This window comes from Saccharopolyspora hirsuta, from assembly GCF_008630535.1.
GTDB classification, from domain to species: domain Bacteria; phylum Actinomycetota; class Actinomycetes; order Mycobacteriales; family Pseudonocardiaceae; genus Saccharopolyspora; species Saccharopolyspora hirsuta.
This window is the reverse complement of the sequence record NZ_VWPH01000008.1, coordinates 41,248-59,233: the sequence shown is the minus strand read 5'-3', so window position 1 is coordinate 59,233 and position 17,986 is coordinate 41,248. Positions and strand designations below refer to the sequence as shown.

General features: G+C 70.4%; 15 protein-coding genes. 5 read left to right on the top strand and 10 right to left on the bottom strand.

From position 1 onward, the window contains the following. Nucleotides 1–5: 5 nt before the first annotated feature. Nucleotides 6–908 (bottom strand): SAM-dependent methyltransferase, encoded by a 903-nt coding sequence (locus F1721_RS18390; RefSeq protein WP_342782936.1) that lies wholly within the window; start codon nucleotides 906–908, stop codon nucleotides 6–8. 240 nt (nucleotides 909–1,148) lie between these two features. Between F1721_RS18390 and F1721_RS18385 the strand changes: the two genes are divergently transcribed. Together F1721_RS18385 and F1721_RS18380 are read left to right on the top strand one after the other, a co-directional pair. Continuing rightward, a complete protein-coding gene (locus tag F1721_RS18385; protein WP_150067953.1) occupies nucleotides 1,149–2,498 on the top strand; it encodes an FAD-dependent oxidoreductase in 1,350 nt (449 codons plus the stop codon). A 161-nt stretch (nucleotides 2,499–2,659) separates the two neighbouring features. After that, entirely contained in the window at nucleotides 2,660–4,114 is a 1,455-nt protein-coding gene (locus F1721_RS18380) for an aldehyde dehydrogenase (NADP(+)) (RefSeq protein ID WP_425474409.1), read from the top strand. Nucleotides 4,115–4,152: 38 nt separating this feature from the next. On the opposite strand, the gene F1721_RS18375 is transcribed toward F1721_RS18380, so the two are convergent. Together F1721_RS18375 and F1721_RS18370 are read right to left on the bottom strand one after the other, a co-directional pair. Next, nucleotides 4,153–7,437, bottom strand: coding sequence for an NACHT and WD40 repeat domain-containing protein (locus tag F1721_RS18375; RefSeq protein ID WP_150067952.1), 3,285 nt, complete (start codon nucleotides 7,435–7,437; stop codon nucleotides 4,153–4,155). A 103-nt stretch (nucleotides 7,438–7,540) separates the two neighbouring features. Then, nucleotides 7,541–8,140, bottom strand: coding sequence for a dihydrofolate reductase family protein (locus tag F1721_RS18370; RefSeq protein ID WP_150067951.1), 600 nt, complete (start codon nucleotides 8,138–8,140; stop codon nucleotides 7,541–7,543). 96 nt (nucleotides 8,141–8,236) lie between these two features. Between F1721_RS18370 and F1721_RS18365 the strand changes: the two genes are divergently transcribed. Beyond that, nucleotides 8,237–8,731, top strand: coding sequence for a winged helix-turn-helix transcriptional regulator (locus F1721_RS18365; RefSeq protein WP_150067950.1), 495 nt, complete (start codon nucleotides 8,237–8,239; stop codon nucleotides 8,729–8,731). Between the two features lie 64 nt (nucleotides 8,732–8,795). Here F1721_RS18365 and F1721_RS18360 read toward each other — a convergent pair whose 3' ends face one another. Next, nucleotides 8,796–9,689, bottom strand: a complete 894-nt coding sequence (locus tag F1721_RS18360; RefSeq protein ID WP_387512496.1) for a putative RNA methyltransferase — start codon at nucleotides 9,687–9,689, stop codon at nucleotides 8,796–8,798. Between the two features lie 47 nt (nucleotides 9,690–9,736). On the opposite strand from F1721_RS18360, the gene F1721_RS18355 reads away from it, so the two are divergent. Next, complete coding sequence (locus F1721_RS18355) at nucleotides 9,737–11,128, top strand: lipase maturation factor family protein (protein WP_150067948.1); 1,392 nt, start codon at nucleotides 9,737–9,739, stop codon at nucleotides 11,126–11,128. A gap of 10 nt (nucleotides 11,129–11,138) precedes the next feature. Here the strand turns inward: F1721_RS18355 and F1721_RS18350 are convergent, their stop codons facing one another. The 4 genes from F1721_RS18350 to F1721_RS18335 all read right to left on the bottom strand — a co-directional run bounded on the left by F1721_RS18350 (nucleotide 11,139) and on the right by F1721_RS18335 (nucleotide 15,380). Further along, the gene (locus tag F1721_RS18350; protein WP_150067947.1) at nucleotides 11,139–12,368 is read right to left on the bottom strand and encodes an SAM-dependent methyltransferase; all 1,230 of its coding nucleotides are present in this window, start codon (nucleotides 12,366–12,368) and stop codon (nucleotides 11,139–11,141) included. A gap of 16 nt (nucleotides 12,369–12,384) precedes the next feature. Beyond that, nucleotides 12,385–13,764, bottom strand: a complete 1,380-nt coding sequence (locus tag F1721_RS18345) for an FAD-binding oxidoreductase (RefSeq protein WP_150067946.1) — start codon at nucleotides 13,762–13,764, stop codon at nucleotides 12,385–12,387. A gap of 193 nt (nucleotides 13,765–13,957) precedes the next feature. Beyond that, the gene (locus tag F1721_RS18340) at nucleotides 13,958–14,947 is read right to left on the bottom strand and encodes an adenylate/guanylate cyclase domain-containing protein (RefSeq protein WP_246155112.1); all 990 of its coding nucleotides are present in this window, start codon (nucleotides 14,945–14,947) and stop codon (nucleotides 13,958–13,960) included. Further along, nucleotides 14,928–15,380 carry a universal stress protein gene (locus tag F1721_RS18335; protein ID WP_150067945.1) on the bottom strand — a complete coding sequence of 151 codons (453 nt, stop codon included), beginning with the start codon at nucleotides 15,378–15,380 and terminating at the stop codon, nucleotides 14,928–14,930. Before F1721_RS18335 ends, F1721_RS18340 begins: the two co-directional genes overlap by 20 nt. A gap of 335 nt (nucleotides 15,381–15,715) precedes the next feature. Here F1721_RS18335 and F1721_RS18330 point away from each other — a divergent pair, with 335 nt between their 5' ends. Next, nucleotides 15,716–17,167 (top strand): amino acid permease, encoded by a 1,452-nt coding sequence (locus F1721_RS18330; protein WP_150067944.1) that lies wholly within the window; start codon nucleotides 15,716–15,718, stop codon nucleotides 17,165–17,167. 76 nt (nucleotides 17,168–17,243) lie between these two features. Here the strand turns inward: F1721_RS18330 and F1721_RS18325 are convergent, their stop codons facing one another. Next, nucleotides 17,244–17,447, bottom strand: a complete 204-nt coding sequence (locus F1721_RS18325; protein ID WP_150067943.1) for a hypothetical protein — start codon at nucleotides 17,445–17,447, stop codon at nucleotides 17,244–17,246. Beyond that, nucleotides 17,447–17,977 (bottom strand): kinase, encoded by a 531-nt coding sequence (locus F1721_RS18320; protein ID WP_150067942.1) that lies wholly within the window; start codon nucleotides 17,975–17,977, stop codon nucleotides 17,447–17,449. Before F1721_RS18320 ends, F1721_RS18325 begins: the two co-directional genes overlap by 1 nt. Nucleotides 17,978–17,986 lie beyond the last annotated feature (9 nt).

Below are 17,986 nucleotides of genomic sequence, written 5' to 3'. Positions count from 1 at the left end.
AGACCTCACACCTTGCGCCCGACGGCGCCGTAGACGATGGACCGCTCCGGATTGTCCCAAACGTCCTCCTGGGTGTCCGGTCGCCAGTCCGGGACGTAGACCACGCCCGGCTCGACGAGCTGGAAGTCGCTGATCAGCTCGGCCACCTCGTCGCGGGTGCGCAGCGTGACCGGGTTGATGCTGTTCTCGTAGAGCTTGACCAGCCCCTGCACGCCCTCCATGTAGTGGTCGCCGGTGACGTGCGAGAAACCGAGGTAGCTGCCGACCGGGAGGCGCTCGTAGTAGCGGCGGATCACCTCGCGGGGCTTGCTGCTCTCCGGCACGAAGTGCACCAGCGCGACCATCATGACGGCGATGGGCCGGGAGAAGTCGAGCATCCGGCGCGTTTCCGGCGCGTCCAGGACGCTCTCCACGTCCAGCAGGTCGGCTTGCACGATGGTGGCCCGGTCGGTGCCCTCCAGGATGGAGCGGCTGTGCGCCACCGCGACCGGCTCGTTGTCCACGTAGACCACGCGGGCCTCCGGGTCCACGGCCTGGGCGATCTCGTGCACGTTGCCCACGGTGGGGATCCCGGACCCGATGTCCAGGAACTGCCGGATGCCCTGGTCCAGGCAGTAGCGCACCGCGCGGCGCAGGAAGGCGCGGTTGTTCACCGCGATCTCCTTGACGTTGGGCACCACTTCCATGACCTTGCGCCCGAGCTCGCGATCGACCTCGAAGTTGTGCGCGCCACCCAAGTAGAAGTCGTAGCACCTGGCTGCGCTGGGCTTCTCCAGGTCGACGCCGTCGGGAATCCAGTCCGGCCGCTGCTGCATCTCGCGTGACCTCCAGCCGTTGGTCCGCCCGGCCACCGAGATCATCTCTGCGTCGTCGAGCGAGGCGTCCACCGCGACCGGAACGTTGATCAAGCGGCGATCCTACTGTCACCCGCCGCACCGAGTCACGCACTCTGCGCTTCCACCGGACCGACCTCGACCTCCCGGTATGAGCATTGTCACCGTCCGCATCGCGGGATCCGGGGTAAGGGAAACCTAAGCTGGAGGGCGTCTTGGTGGACGTCCACCAGGCCCAGTCGTGATGGGCCAGTCAGCGAGCACTCCGGGTCGGCCGAGGACCGTTCGGCGCGGTGCGGGGTAGGAGGAGATGGAATGACTCGCCCACTGCGGGTAGCGATCGTCGGCGCCGGACCGGCCGGTGTGTACGCGGCCGACATCCTGACCAAGTCCGAGACCCCGGTCGAGATCGACCTGCTGGACCGGATGCCCGCGCCCTACGGTCTGATCCGCTACGGCGTGGCCCCCGACCACCCGCGCATCAAGGGCATCGTCAGCGCGCTGCACCGGGTGCTGGAGAAGCCTGAGATCCGCTTCCTCGGGCACGTCGACTACGGCGTGGACGTCAAGCTGGACGACCTGCGGCACCACTACGACGCGGTCATCTTCGCCACCGGCGCGGACAAGGACCGCCCGCTGGACATCCCGGGCATCGACCTGCCGCACAGCTTCGGCGCGGCCGACTTCGTCTACTGGTACGACGGCTACCCGGAGGCGCCGCGGGACTGGACGCTGGACGGCGAGCAGGTCGCGGTGATCGGCGCCGGCAACGTGGCGCTGGACGTCGCCCGCGTGCTGGCCAAGCAGGCCGACGACCTGCTGAGCACCGAGATCCCGGACAACGTGCACCGCGGCCTGAAGGACTCCCGGGTCACCGACGTGCACCTGTTCGCCCGGCGCGGTCCGGCGCAGGCCAAGTTCACCCCGCTGGAGCTGCGCGAGCTCGACCACCAGGACGGCGTGGAGATCATCGTGCACCCCGAGGGCTTCGAGCTCGACGAGGCCAGCGAGGAGTCGATCCGCACCAACAACCAGGTGAAGACGATCGTCAAGACGCTGCAGGACTGGGCGCTGCGCGACCCGAAGCACGACACGCCGCGGCGGCTGCACCTGCACTTCCTGCGCGCGCCGGTCGAGGTGCAGGGCACCGACCGGGTCGAGGGCTTCAAGGTCGAGGTCATGGAGCTCACCGGCGACGGCAACGTGCGCGGCACCGGCGAGTACGAGACCTACCCGGTGCAGCAGGTCTACCGCGCGGTGGGCTACCTGAGCTCGCCGCTGGCCGACATCCCGTTCGACCACGCCTCGGGCACCGTGCCCAACGAGGGCGGCCGGGTGCTGGACCTGGACGGCGAGCACATCCCCGGCGTCTACACCACGGGCTGGATCAAGCGCGGCCCGGTGGGCCTGATCGGCCACACCAAGGGCGACGCGCTGGAGACGATCAACAACCTGCTCGCCGACCTGGAGTCGCTGCCGAAGGCGGAGGAGCCCTCGGCGGACAGCATCCTGCGGCTGCTCGAGGACCGCGGCGTGGAGTACACGACGTGGGAGGGCTGGGGCCGCCTGGACGCCCACGAGAAGGCGCTCGGCGAAGCCCGGGGCCGCGAGCGCATCAAGGTCGTCCCCCGCGACGAGATGGTCCGCATCTCCCGCGCGGAGTGATCACCTCCCGCTGAAGGGCGCCTCCGATCGGTCGGAGGCGCCCTTCGCGCTTCTCGGCTGGCCGCCCCTCGCCGTCATGCCGAACATTGTCCGGCCAGTCGGGCGTCGGACGTACTACGGTGTCGGGGGACGCCACTCGCATCGCGCAAAGGACGGGCACGTTGACCGAGATCCCGGACACCACGCCAGCCGAACTCGACACCGCCCTGCAGCGGGCCGCCGACGCCGCCGAGGCGTTCGGCGCCCAGGCCCCCGCCACCCGCGCCCGGCAGATCCGCGCGGTCGCCGACGCGCTCGACGCCGCGGCCGGGGAACTCGTGCCGCTGGCCATGGCCGAGTCCCACCTCGGCGAGGGGCGGTTGACCGGCGAGCTCAAGCGCACCACCTTCCAGCTGCGCCTGTTCGCCGACGTCCTCGACGACGGCGGCTACCTGCAGGCCACTGTGGACAGCGCGGACGCCGGATTCCCGCTGGGCGCCAAGCCCGACCTGCGCCGCGTGCTGGTGCCGGTGGGCCCGGTGCTGGTGTTCGCGGCGAGCAACTTCCCGTTCGCGTTCTCCGTCGCCGGTGGCGACACCGCTTCGGCGCTCGCGGCGGGCTGCCCGGTGGTGCTCAAGGCGCACCCGGGGCATCCCCGCCTGTCCGTGCGGACCGGCGAGATCATCACCGACGCCCTGGCCGGATCCGGTGCGCCGGAAGGGGTTTTCCACGTGGTGCTGGGCTTCGAGACCGGAACGGTGGCGCTGCGGGATCCCCGGATCAAGGCGGCGGCCTTCACCGGATCGGTCCCGGCCGGTCGGGCGCTGTTCGACATCGCCAACTCCCGCCCGACCCCGATCCCGTTCTTCGGCGAGCTGGGCAGCCTCAACCCGGTCTTCGCCACCCCCAACGCGGTCCGGGCCCGCGGCGAGGAGATCGCCAAGGGCTACGTGACGTCGTACTCCGGCAACGCGGGCCAGCTGTGCACCAAGCCGGGCCTGCTCTTCCTGCCCGCCGACCACGGCCTGGACGAGGTGCTGGCCGAGGAGTCGAAGGCGGTCGCGGCGCACAAGCTGCTCAACGACCGCCTGCACGAGGGCTACTGCACCCGCCGCGCGGCGGTGACCGAGGTCCCGGGCGTGCGGGTGCTCGCGGAGGGCAGCGTCGACGACGGAGCGGTGCCGACGCTGCTGACCACCGACGTCGACACCCTGCTGGCCAACCGGGAAGCCCTGCTGGAGGAGGTCTTCGGCCCGCTGTCCATCGTGGTCACCTACGCCTCCGAGGACGAAGCGCGCCGAGCGGCCGAAGCGTTCGAGGGCAACCTGACGGCGACCCTGCACGCCGAGGACGACGACGCGGAGTTCGCCGCGAGCCTGGTGAACCGCCTGCGAGACCGAGCGGGCCGCCTCCTGTTCAACGGCTGGCCGACAGGTGTCGCGGTCTCCCCCGCGATGCAGCACGGCGGCCCCTACCCGGCGACGACCGACGCCCGCTTCACCTCGGTGGGCACGGCGGCCATCGACCGCTTCCTCCGCCCGGTGACCTACCAGAACGTCCCCCAGAACCTCCTCCCGGAACCCCTCCAGGACGAAAACCCCTGGGGCATCCCGCAAACCAGGCACAGCCCGAAGTAGCGGCCCTGCCCGTGAGTCGCTGGGCGTTGCCCGGCGACTCACGGCCCGGGGAGGGGCCAGGCTCGAATCTCGCCGTCCTGGTAGAAGGTGAACAGCGTGCGGCCGTCCTCGCTGACCGTCCACTCGCTGGGCGAGTTCGCCAGGCCGACCACGTCCAGGACGTGGAGCTCCTTGCCATTGCTCATGCGAATGACGTTCTCGTTCCGGTCGACCACCACAGGACCTCCTTCTGCGGCAGCCAGTACCTCGCACCACGACTCGCTGCACGGGTCGGTGTACGCCTGCGTCACCTCACCGGTTTCGTAATTCCACCGCCACCCACCGCCAGAGGTATCCAGCCCGAGAACGGAATCGGGGCCCGGCGGACTCGCCCACATCGAGTAGACATCCCCGGCCTGGTTCGGGATGAGCGCCGAGGCGTCCACTTCTCGAACGGGCCGCGCGGTGCGCACATCCCAGAACCTCACGATCTGGTCCGCGGAGTTCAGCACGGCAACCACCGTGCCGTCCTCGACGAATTGCACCGAGTAGTCGTACTCCCCACCGCGAACGCCTACCGGAATGGCGCTCACGATGCTCCCGCTGGAAGTCTCCCGAACTTCCAGAACTTCGGTCTCCCCCGGCCGCAGCGTCGCGAGCAGGGAACCATCCGCACTGGTGGCGCTCGAATACTCGCGATAGCCGTAGGGCAGCTCGAAGAGGCGGCCGGTGCGCAGGTCAACACCTCTCGTCGTTTCTCTCGGCCAGTCGAGCGCCAGCGCGACATCAGCGCTCCCGCCGAGCATCGCAAAGTGCGAGAAATAGAGGGAATAGACCCCATCGCGCCCCAGGTTCCAGGTGCCCCGGGGTGTGCCAGCCGGAAGCAGGAGGACGAGCACCCCGGAAAACGCTGCGAGCGAGGCCGCAGCCCCCACCGCCGCGAACCCCGGCCACCAGCAGCGGAACGCGGTCTTTCTGCGCACTGCGGTTCCGGGCGGGGGATAAGCGCCGCTGTGCCCCGGATGCCGTTCGGCGAGATATTCGCGGAGCACGTCGTGGCGAAGCTGGTAGGCGGCGCCGTTCTGCCGCAGCACCCCGGCCGCGTGTGCGTCGCGCAGGAACGCAGTCAACCGCCAGGGCAGTCGTCCTCGCACGGCCAGCCAGAACCGGGCGACGGTGTAAGGGATCCAAACGCCACCAGAGCAGAACAGGACGACGACCGCACTGATGTATCCCGCCGCCAGAACGACACCCCCGAGCTCCGACCCGGAATCCGGCGGCGTGCCTATGGCCCACGGCAGGACTGCCACGAGCCCCGCCATTGTCGCGCCGCCAGCGACCGCGGTGACCAGCAACGCTGTGCGATCCCTGCGGAGCACCGCGCCCGGCGAACTGGCCACCTCGTGGTGATCAGGTGCAGCCAGCCAGCGCGCCACACCGACCGGAACGCCGAAAACCGCCGGCAGAACGACCACCGCGGTCAGCACTTCTTGAAACCCATCCACCTCGCCGTCGAGGAGAGCGGGCACTGCCACCGGCAGAACGAGGACCAGCCCCGTCGCCATACCGGTCGCGAAGCTCGGCAGCAGCGTCGCGAGCCGGGGCAGGGAACGTCGTGGAATCCCGGCGCGGTCCGCGCTCAGCACGTACGAGACGATGCCGACGACGAGCACGACCCCGGCGTACAGCGAGAGAATTCCATCGTCCGTCGAGTTGTACTCCGAGAGGCGGAGGATCGCGTTCTTCCCGGCGTTCGATCCGGCCAGGTCGGCGACCAGGAAGAAGGCAAGGCCCGCGGTGCAGAATGCTGCGATCATGGTGGCGAGGTCCAGCACCACCCCGCCCAGCAGGGTCAACACCGAATGTCGCAGCGGTGCTCCCGCGCGGGGGGCGATGCGCCCTGCGTGCGCCCCGACCATCACCCCCAACGACAGCGAGCTCACCACGTGCACCGGGGTCAGCTCGCCCAGCATCAGCGAGACTGACAGCGTAGCGGGCAGCGCAACGGGGAGCGCGACGATCGTCGGGACGACCCATCTAGGCACGGACCTGACCAGGTGCCACCACTCGTAGTTCGGGTCGCCGAGTCGCACCAGGTGGTGTGCCAGGAAGGCCAACCAGCGCTCTGCTTTCGCCCGGTAGCGGTCGTCGGGGTAGATCGCGGGCAGGAATTCCGCGAGCAGGTGCCGCCGGGCAGCCGCGGCCGTGTCGAACTCGACGAGCTCTTCCGGTCGGCTGCTGGGACGGCGGTAGACCCGCCGCGCCAAGCTGATCATCAGCGGGCTCGACAGCAGCTCGGCCAGCGGTCCGTCCGGCCGCTCGACCACGGCGTCGATGACGCGGTCCCACCGTCGCGCTCCCTCGACGTCGCGCTGCTCGAAGAAGTCCCGCGCATCCTCGGGCCGGATGGGCTCGATCTCGACCACCGCCGCGTGCGCCAGCACACCGTCCGTCGTCACCGCAGCTTGGAACTCCGCGCTGCGGCAGGTGATCACCATCCGCGGCGCGGATCGGTTGAGCGCTGCCAGCGCCCTCCCCCGCAGCTCGGAGGGGATCTCGTCCAGCCCGTCGAGCACCGGGAGCAACTGCTTGTCCGCGAGCAGTCGCGCGGCTCGGGGCCTCGACACGGCCGGGTATTCCTCGCTGACCTTGCGGGCGATCCAGTCCTCGATGCGTTCGCCCGGATCCCACCCCGCGACCGACAGCAGCACCGGGACCGGCTGTTCCTCGTCGTCGAGCGCGGCCAAGGTGAACAGCAGCGCCAAGGTGCTCTTGCCCGCGCCGCGCTCCCCCAGCACCACGAGCTGGCGTCGGGGGCTCTGCCGGAACGCAGTCAGCAGGGCGGCTGCGGCAGGCCTGGACTCGTCGGTGCCCTCCAGCAGCTCGCCCCGGCGCAGCTCGGCCCGCCCCTTCTCCGCAGCGGTCAGCTTCACCTGGACCGGACGTTGCGTGGGACGCCATCGCAGCCGCAGCGGTCGGGGTTCCTGCAGCCCCCGGTTGTCGCGTTCTGCCGCCCACTGATCGCGGACCTGCCGCCGCAGCTCGGAGGTCGCCGCATCCGGCGAGGTGTCTGGACCGCCCAGCCGAATCGCCCGGGAGATCAGCCACCACTCCAGCAGACCTCCGGCCGCCAGCAGCAGGACCGCGACCGGCCACCAGCCGTGCCGGACCAGGACCGCCGCACCGAACAACAGCGCCAGCCCGAGCGCGCTGGCGGCACCCCACCGGGGACCGCGGTTCCGCGGGTGATGGTGGAAGTGCAGGTCGCCGACGATCGTCCTGGCCTGGACCAGGGAGCCTCGGACAGATCCGGTGTTCTCGTTGCGGGTCTGCTCTGATGCCACCTCAACCTCGGACGGTGATCGGTCGTGTTGGAGCCGTCACCGTATCGACGTCGAGGACCGCAGCGGCGCAGAACGATCGAACTCAGCGCGAACGGGCGCACCCTCAGCGCTGGACGCGGTAGGTGATGTGCGTGACCAGGGAGGCCGGGCGGGCGGAGACGATCTCCAGGTTCTGGGACGGGACGCCGTCGAAGAGGCGTTCTCCCGCGCCGAGGACCACCGGGGCGACGTGGGTGCGGAGCTCGTCGATCAGGCCTTCGCGGAGGTACTGGTTGACCGTGGCCGCGCCGCCGGCGATCGCCACGTCGCGGCCCCCCGCCGCGTCCTTCGCCTGCTTCAGCGCCGCGTGGATGCCTTCGGTGACGAAGGTGAAGGTGGTGCCGCCCTGCATGGTCAGGGGTTCGCGCGGGTGGTGGGTCAGCACGAAGACCGGCGCGTGGTACGGCGGCTCGTCGCCCCACCAGCCCGTCCAGTCCAGGTCCCACTCGCCGCGGCCCGGGCCGAACATGTTGCGGCCCATCACGTACGCACCGGCCGCCGTGACCGCGTCGAGCTCCGCCTGGTTCTCGTCCGGGGTCTCGAACATCCAGGTGGTCAGGCGGTCGACCGGGCCCTCGCCGAAGGGCTTGTCGAGGGACTGACCGGGACCGGCGGCGTACCCGTCGGCCGAGACGGCGATGTCGCACACGACCTTGGCGCTCATGACTCCTCCTGTTCCGATTGCAACTTGCAATCAGTGGTAACCTACACACAACCGAATGCAGAATGCAAGCAGTTCCGGCGAACAGCGGGAGGAGACGTGAAGGAGGAGCACCGTTCCGGATGCCCGATCAACCTCGCCGTGGAGGTGCTCGGCGACAAGTGGTCGCTGGTCGTCATCCGGGACATGATGTTCGGCAACCGCAGGCACTTCCGCGAGCTGCTGCACAGCTCCGAGGAGGGCATCGCCTCGAACATCCTCGCCGCCCGGTTGCAGCGCCTCACCCAGCACGGCCTGGTGTCCAAGGCAGCCGACCCCAGCCACAAGCAGAAGGTGATCTACAGCCTCACCGAACCGGCCATCCAGCTGGTCCCGGTGCTGGCCCACCTCGGCGCCTGGGGACGCCGCCACCTGCCGGTCACGCGCGAGCTTTCGGTCCGCGCGGAACTGCTTGAGCGCGGCGGCCCCGAGCTGTGGGCGGAGTTCATGGACGAGCTGCGCGAACAGCACCTGGGCATCCCGCGCCCGGAAGGCGCGGAGTCGGTCTTCGCCCGCCTGCAAGCCGCCTACGAAGCCGAACTCGCCCGGGAGTGATCCGCCGCATCTGTGCTGGTCAAGTGCCGTGAGTGTTTCGGGGTGCTATGACGCCCCAAAACACTCACGGGTTCTGACCTGGCGATAGGTGCCGGGGACGGTAGCTGCCGACCGTGACCGAGGCCGTCGGCGCGAGGGGTTTCGGCAGCGCAGCGATCTGGGCGCGGAGGGATTCGGGGTCGGCGTGCCAGGCGCTGGGGCCCATCGCCACCACCGCTGCGGCTTCCGGCTCCCCCAGCGAGAGCCGAAACTCGCAGGTCCGCTGCGCGATCAGGTCGAAGTGGTCGGCCAACTGCTCGGTCAGGCGCTCCTGCTTGCGCTCGTCGACCTTGAGCAGGCCCAAGGCCGACACCAGGTCCGCCAGGTGATCGCCGTTGGGCACGACCACCACGAGCCGCCCGTCCGGGCGCAGGACGCGGTGCATCTCAGCGGCGTTGCGGGGCGCGAAGACGTTCAGCACCGCCGAAGCCGCGCCCGTGCGAACCGGCAGCGTCTGCCAGGCATCGGCGACGGCAGCACCCATGCGCGGGTGCGCCTTGGCCGCGCGGCGCGAGGCGTACTTCGAGACGTCCAGCGCGAGCCCAACGCGGTTAGACCCCTCAAGTGCACGAGCGAGGTAGTAGCCGGTCCCGGCCCCGATGTCGACCACGCAGCCCTCGACATCGGCCAGCTCCCCCGCCACCGCGTCGGCGATCGGCGCGTAGTGGCCCGCGGCCAGGAAGTCCGCGCGGGCCGCCACCATCGCGGCGGTGTCACCGACGACCTTCGTACCGCCGGGGAGCAGGCTCACGTAGCCCTGGCGGGCGATGTCGAACACGTGGTTCGCCGCGCAGCGCAGGCTGTTGCCGGTCCGGTCCAGGTCGGCACCGCAATGCGGGCAGGCCAGCACCGCCACCACGTCGTCCAGCACGCCAGCCCTCCACACCGCATCGTCGGTAGGCGATTGTAGAAGCGGCATCACGCGGCTGAGCGAGGCGACCGCGAACAGCTGGGACGGTGGGTGCGATGTGGGATTGGGCGGCAGCCCCCGACTACTGGGCCGCGCGGTTCGCGGTCACGCACCTGCTCGCCATCACCTACCTGCTCGGGTTCGTCAGCGCGCTGCGGCAGTTCCGCGGGCTGCTCGGCGAGCGCGGGCTGACCCCGATCCCCCGCTTCCTGGCGCGCGTCCCGTTCCGGGACTCCCCCAGCCTGTTCCACCTGCACTACTCCGACCGGTTCTTCGCGGGCGTGTGCTGGGTCGGCGTGGTCGGCAGCGCGCTCGCGCTGGTCGCCGACCTGGCGCCGCTGTGGGCGTGGCTCGCGCTGTGGACGCTGCTGTGGCTGCTGTACCTCTCGATCGTCAACGTCGGGCAGGTCTGGTACGCGTTCGGCTGGGAGTCGCTGCTGCTCGAAGCCGGATTCCTGACGATCTTCCTCGGACCCGCCGAGATCGCGCCGCCGACGCTGGTGCTGTGGTTGCTGACCTGGCTGCTGTTCCGGGTGGAGTTCGGCGCCGGGCTGATCAAGATGCGCGGCGACGCCTGCTGGCGCGACCTCACCGCGCTGTACTACCACCACGAGACCCAGCCGATGCCCGGTCCGCTGAGCCGCTGGTTCCACCGGCTGCCGCGCCCGCTGCACAAGGTCGAGGTGCTGGCCAACCACGTCACCCAGCTGGTCGTGCCGTTCCTGCTGTTCGCGCCGCAGCCGGTCGCCACCGGGGCCGGGCTGGTCGTGGCGGTGACGCAGGGCTGGTTGATGCTCAGCGGGAACTTCGCCTGGCTGAACCTGCTGACCACCACGCTGGCCTTCTCCGCGATGGCGATCCCGGTCGGCCTGCCGGTGGCCGGGCTGCCACCGTGGTTCGCCGTGCTGGTGGTGCTGCTGACGGCGGTGTTCGCGGTGCTGAGCTACTGGCCGGTGCGCAACATGCTCGGCAAGCGCCAGGTGATGAACCGCAGCTTCAACAAGCTGCACCTGGGCAACACCTACGGCGCGTTCGGCAGCATCACCCGCACGCGCTACGAGGTCGTGGTGGAGGGCGCCGCCGACTTCGACGCCGAGTGGCGGGAGTACGGGTTCAAGGGCAAGCCCGGCGACCCGCACCGCCGCCCGCCGCAGGTCGCGCCCTACCACCTCCGCCTGGACTGGCTGATGTGGTTCCTCGCGCTGTCCCCGTCCTACGGCCGCGCCTGGCTCCCGGCCCTGGTCGAAGCCCTCCTCCGCAACGACGAGCAGGTCCTGCGCCTGCTGCGGCACAACCCGTTCCCGGACCGGCCGCCGCTGCTGGTCCGCGCGGAGTTCTACCGCTACCGCTTCACCACCCGCGCCGAGCGGCGGGAGACCGGCGCCTACTGGGTCCGCACCCGCGTCGGCGACTTCGTCCCGCCGCTGACCCTGGAGGACCTGACCTGATCCGTGGCGGTCACCAGGTCGGGCGGAGCGGGTAGTGCGCGTCGGTGCCGTCGAGGCGGACGCCGAGCACCTGGTGCAGCTGGACGACGTTGCGCTCGAAGCCCAGTCGGCAGGCCGCCATGTACAGCCGCCAGACGCGCGCCCGCTCGAGCCCGACCTCCGCGACCGCTTCGCCCCAGTGCGCTTCGAGGTTCTCGCACCAGCCCGCCAGCGTCAGGGCGTAGTGCTCGCGCAGGTTCTCCTCGTGGCGCACCTCGAAGCCGTTGTCGTTCATCGCCGACACCAGGGTGCCCACCGGCTCCAGCTCGCCGTCCGGGAAGACGTAGCGGCCGATGAACTTGCCCGGCCGCGCGCCGTAGCTGCCGTCGGGGCGGGTGATGCAGTGGTTGAGCAACCGGCCGCCGGGCACCAGCTTGTCGCGCAGGAACGAGAAGTACGACGGCAGCTGCGCCAGGCCGATGTGCTCGGTGAGGCCGATCGAGCTGACCGCGTCGAACCCGGTCTCGGCGACGTCGCGGTAGTCCAGGTGGCGGACCTCGGCCAGGTCGGCCAGCCCGCGCTCGGCGATGGCCTTCTGCGCCCACTGCGCCTGCTGCCGGGACAGCGTCACGCCCAGCGCGCGGACCCCGTAGTGCTCGGCAGCGTGCATCACCATGCCGCCCCAGCCGCAGCCCACGTCGAGCAGCCGCATGCCCTCCTGCAGCCCGAGCTTGCGCGCCACCAGGTCGTGCTTGGCGAACTGCGCTTCCTCCAGAGTGGACGTGGCGGTCGGGTAGACCGCGCAGGTGTAGGCCATCGACGGCCCCAGCACCCACTCGTAGAACCGGTTGGACACGTCGTAGTGGTAGGAGATCGACTTGCTGTCGCGGCGCTTGGAGTGCCGCCAGCCGCGCGGCCGGTGCTCGACCGCAGGCGGTCGCACCGGCCACCACAGGCGGTACCCGGCCAGCTTCACCAGCAGTTCGCGGCGCAGGCCCGGCGGGATGTCCTCCAGCGCCACCGACGGGAACGCGGCCAGCGCGGTGTACATGTCGCCGTGCACCTCGAGCGCACCGCTGACGTAGGCGCGGGCCAGGCCGAGCTCGCCGGGCGCCGCGGCCAGGTGCGAGAGCGCCAGCGGGGAGCGGACCTCCACGCGGACCTCGGCGCCGGGCGGACCGGTCCGGCTGCCGTCGAAAGCGCTGATCTCCACCGGGGTCTCGCCCCCGAGGACGCGCGCGAACACCTCTGCCCAGCCCATCGGCGAATCCCCTTCCTCACTTCTCCCGGACGCACTTCTCGTACAGCCCGGGTAGTCGGCGCTGCGGGTCGTAGCGCTCCTTGAGCCGCTGGTAGGCGGGTTGGTTGTAGAGCCGCCAGAACTCCTCTTCGGTGAAGTAGGAGTTGGAGTACAGCGACTTGTGGCCGTCCAGCTCGGTCACCACGCGCTCGATCGCCCGGTTGTGCCGCCCCGGCGCCTCCCCCCGGCGCAGCGGCACGGTGGACCAGAACCCGACGTTGACGTACAGCTCGTCCGGGTCCATCGGGTACAGCGGCCAGCCCTTCGCGTCGCGCAGCTGCACCGGGCACAGCCAGACCGGGGAGATGCCGATGTCGCGGTGGAAGAACTCCAGGAACTCCGGCAGCCGGTCCACCGGGATCTCCACGTCCTGGATCACCGGCTCGTTGACGCCCCGGCCGCGCAGCACGGCGAGCCGGTCGGTCACCGCGTGCCGCCGGTCCCAGGCCACGATGCGGCGGTAGACGTCGGAGCGGCGGTAGCGCTGCGGCCAGAACCGCCGCACCACCGGGTGCTGCGCGCCGAACGCGCGCGAGCACCAGAACCAGTCGGTGTCCCACCGCCACAGGTAGTCGTGGGTGGTCAGGTAGTCGGTGCGCCGCTGCGGGATCGAGCGGTAGTAGATCTGCTGGCCGGTGTAGTCGCTGGTGAACGGTGCCTCGTCCACATAGGACCCGATGGTCAGGTACTGGTCGCGGGCGCTGAAGACGGTCCCGTCGAGGAAGTCCACCGGGCGGCCGTCGTAGCTGCGGTCGCGGCAGATCTGCGCGATCGCGTCGGCGCACTCCCGAGCCGTCCCGAACCGCACGTGCTCCAGCCGGACGTACGGGTGGACCCGCTCCAGCTCGATCTCCAGCCGCAGCGAGTAGCCCAACGTGCCGTAGGAGTTGGGGAACCCGCGGAACAGCTCGGCGTGCTCGTTGTCCGGGCGGGCGCGCACCACCTCACCGGAGCCGGTGAGGATCTCCAGCTCCCGCACCGACTCGTGCGGCAGCCCGCTGCGGAACGAGGTGGACTCGATGCCGAGCCCGGCCACCGCGCCGCCGAGCGTGATCGTCTTCAGCTGCGGGACCACCAGCGGGATGTGCCCGGACGGCAGCAGCGCGTCGACGATCTGCTCGTAGGTCGCCATGCCCTGCACCTGCGCGGTGCGGTTGGCGGTGTCCACCTCCAGCACCCGGTCGAAGCGGCCGACGTCCAGGCCCGGACCGGCCGACGGGGCGCGGAACCGGAACAGGTTGGAGGTGGGTTTCGCCAGGCGCACCGGCGCCCCGGCGGGCAGTCGCGCGTACTGCGCGACCAGAGCGGCTACGTCGTCGGAATGGCTGCCTGTCGCGACTGTTCCCCGATCCGCCATGCCCCGACTCTATTGCCGGGACTGCCCTCGGGCATCCCGCTTTTCGGCCGGTGGGCACCGCGCGGCAACCGACAAAACCGAGAAAACGCCCCCGCGGCGAGCCGCCGAGATCGCGATAACCGCAGGTGGCGACCACCCGCGCGGCGATATCAGACGAACTTGCTTGCGACAAGCAAGTTCACCGGGATTTCGATCACACGGACGAATTCCCGGCGCGGCGCAGCGCCCAGGCGCGCAGGCCCCGGAAGCCCTGCACCTTGGTCGGGCCGACCGAGATCAGGCGGTAGTCCGGGTGGCCCCGCAGCGACGCCGCCAGCTCGCGGTCCACCAGCGCCGACGCCGGGCGGGCCACCGAGGTCAGGCGGCTGGCGATGTTCACCGTCGAGCCGTAGACGTCGCCGAAGCGGGCCAGCACCGGGCCCTGGGCCAGCCCGATGCGCAGCGGCGGCAGCAGGTCGTTCTTGGCGATCTCCTCGTTGAGCGTCAACGCGATCTCGGCCGCCTCGGCGGCGGTGTCGGTCACGAACAGCACCTCGTCGCCCACCGTCTTGATGACCCGGCCGTGGTTCTCCGCGACGACCGCCCCGGCCAGCGACTCGAAGCCGTCGATCAGCCGGGCCAGCTCCAGCTCGGTGAAGTCCCGGATCAACCGGGTGTAGCCGACCAGGTCGGCGAAGCCGATCACCTGCACCCGCTCGTCGGCGCCCGGATCGCGCTCGGCGAGCTCCCGCGAGGCCGCGGCCGCCAGGTGCCGCCGCCACACGTAGTCCTGCATCCGCTCCATCACCGGCAGGATCACCGAGGCGACCTGGGCGGTGGTCTCGACGTCCACCGCGAACTTGTCGCCCAGCAGCGACTTGAAGATCCCGACCTGCCACTCGGCCAGCCGGGACATCGTCTGCGCCAGCGAGCGGGCCACCGCCGACTCCAGCTCGGGCGGGATCACCTCGGCCGAGACCAGCTCCACCAGCGCGCGCAGCGCGGCGACGTCGGCGTCGGTGAACACCACCGCCTCGTCGTCGACGTGCGCGAACCCCATCGCCTGCCACAGCTGCTCGGCGCGCTGCACCGGCACCCCGGCGGCCTCGGCGACCTGGTCCTTGGTGTAGCGCGGCGCGCTGCCGAGGATGGTCCGCTCCATCTCGTCGCCGCGCGCGGTCGGCTCATCGCGTGGTTCGGACAACGAGCACATCGCATTCCGCTCGACGGGAGACCTCGGACGGCACCGAGCCGAGGATCCGCCCCTTCAACGTGTTCAACCCGCGGCTGCCCACCACCAGCAGGTCGGCCGCTTCCCTCTCCGCGGCGGCCAGCAGCACCCCGATCGGCGCGCCGACCGCGGCGGAGGTGTCCACCGCGTGCGCGCCCGCGCGGCGGGCGACGTCGGCGGCGTCGCGCAGCGTGGCCTCGGCGGGCGCCGAGCCGACCACCTGGAACGCCTCGTCGCCCAGCTCGTCGCTGGCCTGCTCGACCTCGCGGGCGGGCATCGGGTAGTAGGCGCAGACGATCACCAGCCTGGCGTCGGAGTCGCTGGCGACGGCCCCGGCGCGGGCCACCGCCCGCAGCGAGGGCTCCGAGCCGTCCGTCCCGACGACCACGGTGCGGTAACTGGACATCGCACTCCCACTTCCCCTGGCTGTTCCTGCGCCTGGCACCGGCGTGAACCCTAACGATCGCGATGCCGCCCGGTCACGGTTCGCGATGCGCCGCGTCCAGCTGTGAGCGGCCCGACACGCCACCACCGGCCGTTTTGTCCCGTCGGCCAAACCTTACCGGGAACTCTCATCCAACCCCACAACATGATCACGCACCGCATCCGCGTAGGTTTCGCCAACAACGTGCAAACCGATTGGTGAGGCAGGACACGGACGACGTTGCGCGGGACGTTCGCCGGGCCGAATCACGCCATGTACGTACCCTTTCGCGCATAGAAAGCACCAGGAGTAGAACCGTGACCGCACCAAGACTCCAACCCGGGCGGGGGATCTTCCGCCGCAAGCCGATCGACAGCATCACCGAGGACACCGGTGGTGGCGGGCTGCAGAAGTCGCTCGGGCTGTGGCAGCTGACCGCCATCGGCGTCGGCGGCATCATCGGTGCCGGGATCTTCTCGCTGGCCGGGGCGGTGGCCAACGAGAAGGCCGGTCCCGCGGTGTTGATCTCGTTCCTCATCGCCGGTATCGCCAGCGCGGCCGCGGCGTTCTCCTACGCCGAGTTCGCGGGCATGATCCCCAAGGCGGGTTCGGCCTACACCTACGGCTACGCGGTGCTCGGCGAGGTGGTGGGCTGGCTGATCGGCTGGGACCTGCTGCTGGAGTACACCGCGATCGTCGCGGTGGTCGCCATCGGCATCTCCGGCTACTTCAACGAGCTGGTCGGCTTCCTCGGCATCGATCTCCCGGCCTGGATGATGGGCGCCCCGGGCACCGAGGACGGTGCCGCGCCGCCCGGCAGCTACAAGATCAACCTGTTCGCGGCCCTGCTGTGCCTGCTGATCGCCTTCATCCTCAACCAGGGCATGAAGAGCGCCGCCCGGTTCGAGACCTTCCTGGTGTACCTGAAGGTCGGCGTGGTCCTGCTGGTGATCGTGGTCGGCGCGTTCCACATCGACGCGGGCAACTACAACCCGTTCTTCCCGTACGGCATCAGCGGCGCGTTCGCCGGGGCGGCGACGGTGTTCTTCGCGGTGTTCGGCTACGACGCGATGAGCACCGCGGCCGAGGAGTCCAAGGACGCCCAGAAGCACATGCCGAAGGCGATCGTGTACTCGCTGGCCATCTCGATGGTGCTCTACGTGCTGGCCTGCCTGGTGCTGACCGGCATGATCCCGTTCCAGCAGATCAGCAGCGAGAGCGCGTTCGCGTCGGCCTTCGCCGACGTCGGCCTGCCGGTGCTGGGCGCGGTCATCGCGGTCGGCGCGATCCTGGGCATCCTGACCGTGCTGTTCACCTTCATGCTCGGCGTGACCCGCGTCGGCTTCGCGATGAGCCGCGACGGGCTGCTGCCGCAGTGGTTCGCCAAGACCCACCCGGTGCGCAAGGTGCCGAGCCGGTTCACCTGGCTGATCGGCATCGCCTCCGCGCTGATCGCCGGTCTGCTGCCGATCGGCGAGGCCGCCGAGCTGACCAACATCGGCATCCTGCTGGCGTTCGTGATCGTGTGCGCCGCGGTGATCGTGCTCCGCTACAAGCGCCCGGACCTGCCGCGCGGCTTCAAGTGCCCGGGCATGCCGATCGTGCCGATCATCGGCATCGCGTTCTCGATCTGGCTGGTCACCTTCCTGGACCCGGTGACCTGGCTGCGCTTCGCGGCCTGGTTCGCGATCGGCCTGGTGATCTACTTCGCCTACGGCTACCGCAAGTCCAAGCTGAACCCGGCCAACGCGGAGCCCACCGAGAAGTGACCTGACCCCGGCCGGACCCCGCAGAACGCCGGATCGCCCAGCGCGGTCCGGCGTTCTGCCGTCCGGGGGCGTGCGCTCACGTCCGGCCGCGGGGTCCGGGGATGTCCTCGGCCGAACCGGCGGTCCGCCCCTTCCGCACCCGCGGCGCGGCCGGGAAGATCCGCTCGCGGTCCACCCGGTGGCGGACGAGTTCCGCATCGGCGACGGTCCAGGTCACCACGATCTCGCCGTCGCGCAGGTTCCCGTCCGTCTGCTCCGCGCCACCCCGGGACCCGCGCATCACCTCGTCGGACCAGCGCCGAACACCTCGGCGAGGATGCGCGCAGCAGTCTCCTCGAGCGCGGAGGACGCCGGGATGACCTGTTCACCGGGCAGGCCCAGGAGGTCGCCGGGCCGGTACCACTCGCGCATGTCCTGCTCCCCGAACTCCGCGGCTTGCGGCCGCGTTCCGTGCCTGCGCACCGTCTCGGCGAACGGGACGTCGAGGTAGTAGAACCAGGTGGCGCCCCGGTGGTCGTCCGCGAGCTGGGTCAGCATCGCGGTGTACCGCTCCGCGCTCAGGATTCCCTCGACGATCACGTGGTAGCCGTGGTCCAGGGCGTAGCGGGCGACCGTGGAGATCAGTCCGATGTTGAACCCGCCGGGCACGTCGCGCTCCTTGAGCACGGTGCGCCGCAGCACGTCCTGCTGGACCAGCGCGCATGTGCGGCCGAGCTGCGCACGCACGGCGAGCGCGGTGGACGTCTTGCCGCTCGCCGAGTTGCCCCGCAGCACGACCAACCGCGTCGCCGCCGATCCCACGCTCCCCATCGGCCGGAG

Excerpts from the sequence above, each read along its gene's own strand:
- F1721_RS18385 (WP_150067953.1), top strand. The coding sequence starts at position 1,149 with ATGACTCGCCCACTGCGGGTAGCGATCGTCGGCGCCGGACCGGCCGGT.
- F1721_RS18370 (WP_150067951.1), bottom strand. The coding sequence starts at position 8,140 with ATGAGCGCCAAGGTCGTGTGCGACATCGCCGTCTCGGCCGACGGGTAC.
- F1721_RS18360 (WP_387512496.1), bottom strand. The coding sequence starts at position 9,689 with ATGCCGCTTCTACAATCGCCTACCGACGATGCGGTGTGGAGGGCTGGC.
- F1721_RS18355 (WP_150067948.1), top strand. The coding sequence starts at position 9,737 with ATGTGGGATTGGGCGGCAGCCCCCGACTACTGGGCCGCGCGGTTCGCG.
- F1721_RS18350 (WP_150067947.1), bottom strand. The coding sequence starts at position 12,368 with ATGGGCTGGGCAGAGGTGTTCGCGCGCGTCCTCGGGGGCGAGACCCCG.
- F1721_RS18345 (WP_150067946.1), bottom strand. The coding sequence starts at position 13,764 with ATGGCGGATCGGGGAACAGTCGCGACAGGCAGCCATTCCGACGACGTA.
- F1721_RS18335 (WP_150067945.1), bottom strand. The coding sequence starts at position 15,380 with ATGTCCAGTTACCGCACCGTGGTCGTCGGGACGGACGGCTCGGAGCCC.
- F1721_RS18325 (WP_150067943.1), bottom strand. The coding sequence starts at position 17,447 with ATGCGCGGGTCCCGGGGTGGCGCGGAGCAGACGGACGGGAACCTGCGC.
- F1721_RS18320 (WP_150067942.1), bottom strand. The coding sequence starts at position 17,977 with ATGGGGAGCGTGGGATCGGCGGCGACGCGGTTGGTCGTGCTGCGGGGC.